This is a genomic window from Noviherbaspirillum pedocola (assembly GCF_016632335.1).
Lineage (GTDB): Bacteria > Pseudomonadota > Gammaproteobacteria > Burkholderiales > Burkholderiaceae_D > Noviherbaspirillum_A > Noviherbaspirillum_A pedocola.
Genome location: NZ_JAEPBG010000075.1, coordinates 1 through 1318, shown reverse-complemented (window position 1 = coordinate 1318; position 1318 = coordinate 1). Strand labels below are relative to the sequence as shown.

General features: G+C 60.8%; 1 protein-coding gene and 1 other annotated feature. The gene reads right to left on the bottom strand.

From position 1 onward, the window contains the following. Window positions 1-39: 39 nt before the first annotated feature. Window positions 40-1268 (bottom strand): IS3 family transposase gene (locus tag JJB74_RS32955; protein WP_200598769.1). Its coding sequence is split into 2 segments (ribosomal slippage): window positions 40-986 and window positions 986-1268, totalling 1230 coding nucleotides; the frame shifts between segments, so codons are not numbered across the junction. After that, window positions 871-987, bottom strand: a sequence feature (AL1L pseudoknot). It overlaps the preceding gene by 117 nt. Window positions 1269-1318 lie beyond the last annotated feature (50 nt).

Below are 1318 nucleotides of genomic sequence, written 5' to 3'. Positions count from 1 at the left end.
TGAACCGCCCCGGCTTTGGAGGAGGCTGGTTGGTGTGAGTCAGACCGAGGTGGTCTGACGGGTAAATTGCTTGTAGTAGTTTGCCTCAGCTTCTGCCGGCGGGATATAACCAAGAGGCTCGAGCAGCCGCTGATGATTGAACCATGCTACCCACTCAAGGGTTGCCAGTTCCACGGCTTCGCGCGTCTTCCAGGGCGCCCGGCGATGGATCAGTTCCGCCTTGTACAAGCCGTTGATGGTCTCGGCGAGCGCATTATCGTAGCTGTCGCCTTTGCTCCCTACTGAGGGCTCAATGCCGGCCTCGGCCAGGCGCTCGCTGTAGCGAATGGACACGTATTGGGCGCCGCGGTCGCTATGGTGGATTAATCCATCTTCCCGTTCCGGCTGCCGGGCATACAGCGCCTGCTCCAGCGCATCCAGCACGAAGTCCGTGTGCATGGAGCGACTGACGCGCCAGCCGACGATACGCCGGGCGAAGACATCGATCACAAAGGCGACATACACAAAGCCTTGCCACGTTGAGACGTACGTGAAGTCGCTGACCCAGAGCTGGTTTGGCCGCTGGGCCTTGAATTGCCGGTTGACGTGGTCCAGCGGGCATGGCGCCTTCTTGTCTCCCAGCGTTGTGCGTACTGGCTTGCCGCGCATGGCGCCGCGCAGACCGTGCTGACGCATGAGCCTCTCAACGGTACAGCGTGCGACCTCAATGCCTTCCCGGCACAACTGCTTCCAGACCTTATCCGCGCCATAGACCCGCAGGTTGGCATGCCAAACCCGTTCAATGTGGGGAATCAAGACGTCGTCACGCTGGGCGCGTGCGCTTCGCAACGCTGGATTGCGAGAGCGGGCGGCATGGCGCCAATAGGCCGATGGGGCAACCTGCAGCACCTGGCAGATTGGCTCGACCCCGAGGCTATCTCGATGGGCGTCGATGAAAGCCTTCACGATTTGAAGCGGCGGTCGAGCTCCGCCTGGGCGAAAAAAGCACTGGCAAGCCGCAGGATCTCATTTGCCTTGCGCAGCTCTCGTACCTCCCGCTCCAGTTCTTTGACCCGTTGCTGTTCGGCCGTCGTCGCTCCTGGACGCTGACCAGTGTCACGCTCGTGCTGGCGTACCCAGCGTCGCAGCGTCTCCGCCGTGCAACCGATCTTGCCAGCGATGGAGACGATCGCTGCCCATTGCGATTCGTACTGCTCTTCGCTCTCCAAGACCATCCGCACCGCACGCTCGATGACCTCGGGTGAATATTTGATTGCTCTCTTCTTCATAGCCCCATTCTCTCAAATGTTGGGGCCTCCTCGTTTTCCGGGGCGGTTCA